Source organism: Mesorhizobium sp. M2C.T.Ca.TU.002.02.1.1, assembly GCF_003997225.1.
This window is the reverse complement of sequence record NZ_RZTO01000470.1, coordinates 1-4890: the sequence shown is the minus strand read 5'-3', so window position 1 is coordinate 4890 and position 4890 is coordinate 1. Positions and strand designations below refer to the sequence as shown.

The 4890-nt window shown below is 65.3% G+C and carries 5 protein-coding genes; all 5 read left to right on the top strand.

Annotation, left to right across the window (positions count from 1 at the left end):
* Positions 1-587 (top strand): fumarylacetoacetate hydrolase family protein (locus EOD07_RS22500; protein ID WP_164772432.1); only part of this gene is annotated, 587 nt, incomplete at its 5' end.
* Entirely contained in the window at positions 584-1363 is a 780-nt protein-coding gene (locus tag EOD07_RS22495) for an alpha/beta fold hydrolase (protein ID WP_127237028.1), read from the top strand. The genes EOD07_RS22500 and EOD07_RS22495, both read left to right, overlap by 4 nt.
* Positions 1364-1415: 52 nt before the next feature.
* Positions 1416-2744 carry an amidohydrolase family protein gene (locus tag EOD07_RS22490; RefSeq protein WP_127237027.1) on the top strand — a complete coding sequence of 443 codons (1329 nt, stop codon included), beginning with the start codon at positions 1416-1418 and terminating at the stop codon, positions 2742-2744.
* The gene (locus EOD07_RS22485; protein WP_127237026.1) at positions 2741-3793 is read left to right on the top strand and encodes a branched-chain amino acid ABC transporter permease; all 1053 of its coding nucleotides are present in this window, start codon (positions 2741-2743) and stop codon (positions 3791-3793) included. The genes EOD07_RS22490 and EOD07_RS22485 overlap by 4 nt, the downstream gene beginning before the upstream one ends.
* Complete coding sequence (locus EOD07_RS22480) at positions 3790-4818, top strand: branched-chain amino acid ABC transporter permease (protein ID WP_041004331.1); 1029 nt, start codon at positions 3790-3792, stop codon at positions 4816-4818. The genes EOD07_RS22485 and EOD07_RS22480 overlap by 4 nt, the downstream gene beginning before the upstream one ends.
* Positions 4819-4890 lie beyond the last annotated feature (72 nt).

Below are 4890 nucleotides of genomic sequence, written 5' to 3'. Positions count from 1 at the left end.
GCGCCGGCGCGGTGCCGAAGCATCCGATCATCTTCTCAAAGGTGCCGGAATCGGTCGTCCCCAACCATGCCAGCGTGCTGATCGATTCCACTGTCTCGGCGGCGATCGACTATGAGGCGGAGCTTGCCGTCATCATCGGCAAGGGCGGGCGCGGCATCTCGAAGGAGGACGCCCTCGACCACGTCTGGGGCTATACGATCGTCAACGACGTCACGGCACGCGACCTGCAAGGCAAATACAGCCAGTGGCTGATCGGCAAATCGCAGGACACGTTCTGTCCGATGGGGCCGTGGGCCGTCACGAAGGACGAGTTCGATCTCGCCAACGCCGGCATCCGCTGTTTCGTCAACGAGGACCTGCGCCAGGACTCCCGGATATCGCTGCTCATCTTCGATATCCCGACCATCATCGCCACGCTCTCGCAAGGCATCACGCTGAAGCCCGGCGACATCATCGCCACCGGCACGCCCGTCGGGGTCGGCATCGGTTTCGATCCGCCGAAATACCTCAAACCCGGCGACGTCGTGCGCATCGAGATCGACGGCATCGGCACATTGGAGAACCGTTTCGTGGAGAGGCCGCAATGACGACCGTGACTGTCGGCCAGGTCGTTGCCGAAGTGACCGGCGAAGGCGCGGCCGTGGTAATGATCCACGGCCTCGGCGGAACCTCAAACATGTTCCAGCCGCAGATGGGCGCGCTCTCCGGCTATCGCGTCATCCGGCTCGACCTGCCCGGTTCGGGCCGCTCGCCGCGCCCGATCGAGCCGCTCACCATCGAAGGAATGAGCGAAGCCGTGATCCGCGCCATGGCCGGTATGGGCGTGACGTCGGCGCATTTCATCGGCCATTCGATGGGCACCATCGTGTGCCAGCAGATCGCGGCGACGCAACCCGCGCTGGTAACATCGCTGACGCTGTTCGGCGCCCTGGCCGAGCCGGGCGAGGCAACCCGGCAGGGGCTCGGCAACCGGGCGCGCCTGGCGCGCTCCGGCGGCATTGCCGACATCGCCGATCAGATCGTCGCCAACGCGATTTCGGCGCACACCAGGGAGACGTCGCCCGCGGCGGCGGCCTTCGTGCGGGAATCCATCACCCGCCAGGACCCCGAATCCTATGCCCGCACCTGCGAGGCCTTGGCGAAGGCCACCGCGGTCGATGCGCGGCGGATTTCGGCGCCGACGCTGCTCGTCACCGGCGATGCCGACACGGTCAATCCGCCGGGCGTCGCCCAGGCGCTTGCCGACAAGATCAAGGGAGCCGTATTCTCCTCGCTCGATCGGTGCGGACACTGGGCCACGGTGGAAAGTCCGCGCGAGAGCAGTTCGAGGCTCGCCGATTTTTTGAGACGGGTTGATAGGTGAGGATTTCGCATCGGGCGTAGACTTACGCGCTCGGCAAGTTGGGAGGCTTGTTATGGCAGACGAAAGCTGGGCCGGAAACGGGTCGGGAAGCACGCTCTTCACCAATGTGCGCGTGCTCGACGCGACTGGTGAATATCCCTACACCGGCGAGGTGCTGGTGCAAGGCAACCGCATCAAGCAGATCACCAAGGGTTCGTCGCGCTTCGGCGCCTCCTCGTCGTCTTCCTACAATGGCGGCGCTACCGTGATCGACGGCATGGGCGCGACGCTGATGCCCGGCATGATCGACGCGCATCTGCACCTGTCCTGGAACAACGCCCCCGGCATCGATCCCATCCAGATGATGGAGATCGAGGAGCATATGCTGGTCACCATGGAGATGGCCAAGCTGGTGCTCGATGCCGGATTCACCGCCGGCCGAGGTGCCGCCGCCGCCAAGCCGCGGCTCGACGTCGTCGCCAAGAAATTCATCAACCAGGGCCGGTTTCCGGGCCCGCGCTACCTCGCGGCCGGGCCTGAGATCACCACGGTCGGCGGTCTCGGCGATTCGGCGCCCTCGCATATTCCGCATGAGGGCCTCAATCTCGGCATCGTCGTCTCGGGTCCGGAGGAGATCCGCCGCACGGTGCGCCAGCTGATCAAATACGGCGTCGATTCCATCAAGCTCAACCTCTCCGGCGAGAGCATCACCGGCATGGGCGCGGAGGAAACCCCGATGTCCGAGGAAGAGGTCGCCATGGCCGCGTCCGAGGCGCGCTGCCGCAACAAGGTGCTGTCGGCGCATGCGCGCTCTTCCGGCTCGGTCAAGCAATGCATCCGCCACGGCATCCAGAACATCTACCACGCCTCCTTCGCCGACGAGGAAGCGCTCGACATGCTGGAGGCGGTCAAGGACAAGCACTTCGTCGCGCCCGGCGTCGCCTGGCTGATCAACACCGCGCGCCATGCCGAGCAATGGGGCATCAAGCCCGGCTCGCCGCTGTCGCTCGAATATGAGCGCGAGCTCGAAATGTGCATCGAAACGATGAAGAAGATGCACCGGCGCGGCATCCGCGTGTGCATCGGCGGCGATTACGGCTTCGCCTGGACGCCGCAGGGCACCAACGCCAAGGACATCCAGACCTTCGTCGACATGTTCGGCTTCTCGCCGATGGAGGCGATCCAGGCCGCGACCAAATATGGCGGCCAGATCATGGGCATGGGCGACGAGCTCGGCCTGATCAAGGAAGGCTATCTCGCCGACATGCTGCTGATCGACGGCGACCCGATCTCCGACGTGCGCATCCTGCAGGACAAGAACCGCATCCTCGCCATCATGAAGGACGGCAAGTTCCACAAGGCGCCGCGCATGAACGAGCAGCGCCGGCGGCTGACCGCATGAGCATACTCGACCAGCCATCGTCCTCGTCGCTGTCGGGCGGCGGCGGCGTGACGCGCCGTCAGGCCTGGGGCCTCGTCGGCCTGCTGGCCGCGGCGATCGTCGCCTGGCTGGTCTTTGCCGTCTGGCCCGCCTGGCTGAACGCGATCCTGATCTCCAAGAAGGCTTTCGTCAGCGCCATCCTCAACGGCCTGACGCTCGCCGGCCTCTATTTCCTGGTCGCCAGCGGGTTTACCCTGATCTTCGGACTGATGCGCAACATCAACTTGGCGCACGGTTCGCTTTACCTGCTCGGCGCCTATATCGGCTACGAGGTCACCAGCCGCACCGGCTATTGGCTGCTCGGCGTCGCCGCCGGCTTCGCCGTGCTCGCCATCATCGGCGTGGTCATGCAGGTCTTCGTCTTCCGCCGCCTAGAGGGCGACGACCTCAGGCAAACCCTGGTCACCATCGGCATCTCGATCGTCGCCGCAGACCTGATGCTGGCGGTCTGGGCCGGCGGCACCTACCAGATCGCCACGCCGGAATGGCTCGACGGGGCCCTGACCTTGCCCATCATCACCGCTGTGCGCTCGAACGGCGCTTCGGTGTTCCTCACCTATCCGCTTTACCGCGTGGTCGTGCTGGCGGCGGCGATCGTCATCGGGGTCGGGCTCTGGCTGATGCTCAACAAGACGCGCGTCGGCATGATGATCCGCGCCGGCGTCGACGACCGCGCCATGCTGTCGGCATCCGGCGTCAATGTGCATGCGGTGTTCGCCATCGTCTTCGCGGTCGGCGCCGGGCTGGCCGGTTTCGCAGGCGTCGTCGGCGGATCGGCGCTCTCGGTCGCGCCCGGCGAGGACGTGCGTTACCTGCTTGCCTCGCTGGTCGTGGTGATCGTCGGCGGCATGGGCTCCATCACCGGCGCGGCGATCGGGGCGCTGCTCATCGGGCTGGCCGAGCAGATCGGCCTCGTCTATTTCCCGACCTATGGCGTGGTGCTCACCTTCGTCATCATGGTGGTGACGCTGGCGGTTAGGCCGCAAGGCATCATGGGGAAGGCGCGATGAGCCTGGCCACAGCCGCCGACGGCGCGGCGCCGCAGCAGAACTGGCTGGACAAGATCGGCGCAGGTCACGTCATCCTTGCCGTCGCGCTCCTGCTCTACCCGCTGGTGGCGTCGGATTTCTTCCTGACGCAGATTGCCGGCTATTCGATGATCTTCGGCGTGCTTTCGCTGTCGCTGATGCTGTTGGCCGGCTATGGCGGAATGCTGAGCCTCGCGCAGATCACGGTCGCCGGCATCGCCGCCTACGCCGTCGCCATCCTCGGCAGCAACAATTCCAGCGTGCTGGGCTTCGGCTGGCCCTGGTGGATCGTCGTTCCCTTCGCCGTTGCCGCGGCGGCGGTGTCGTCGGCGCTGATCGGCTGGATCTCGGTGCGCACGGAAGGCATCTACACGCTGATGATCACGCTGGCGATCGCGACGGCGACCTTCTACTTCGCCCAACAGAACTACGCGATCTTCAACGGCCATTCCGGCTATGCCGGCATCCACGCGCCGGTCTTCTGGGGCATCAACTGGCGGGACCCGAAACCCTTCTACTACCTCTGTCTTGGCCTTGCGATGCTGTCCTACGCGGCGGTGCTCTACGGCTCCCGCTCCACCTTCGGCATGACCTTGCAGGCGATCCGCGACAACCCGCGCAGGATGCGGGCGCTGGGCTACCACGTCACCGCGCACAAGGTCTTCGCCTGGTTCCTGGCCGGCATCCTCGCGGGGCTGGCCGGCGTGCTTCTGGTCTGGTTCAACGGACGCGTTTCGCCCGGCACGATCGGCGTCGACGTGGCGATCGACATCCTGATCATCGCCGTCATCGGCGGCTTGCGCCATCCGATCGGTCCGTTCGTGGGCGCGATCGTCGTCATACTGATGCAGACCTTCGCCATCGACATCGTCGGCGCCGAGCGTTTCAACACGCTGATCGGCTTGGTGTTCCTGGTGATCGTCTTCGTCTCGCCGGATGGAATTCTTGGGTTGTGGGGGAGGATCAAGCCACATCTTGCCCAGGAGTCCTTGCGCGCCGGCCCCTAGCGGCCGACGCGGATGAAGCACCGCAGATCAATGCAATTCAATGGGAGGAACTGAGGATGCATAGACGTACAC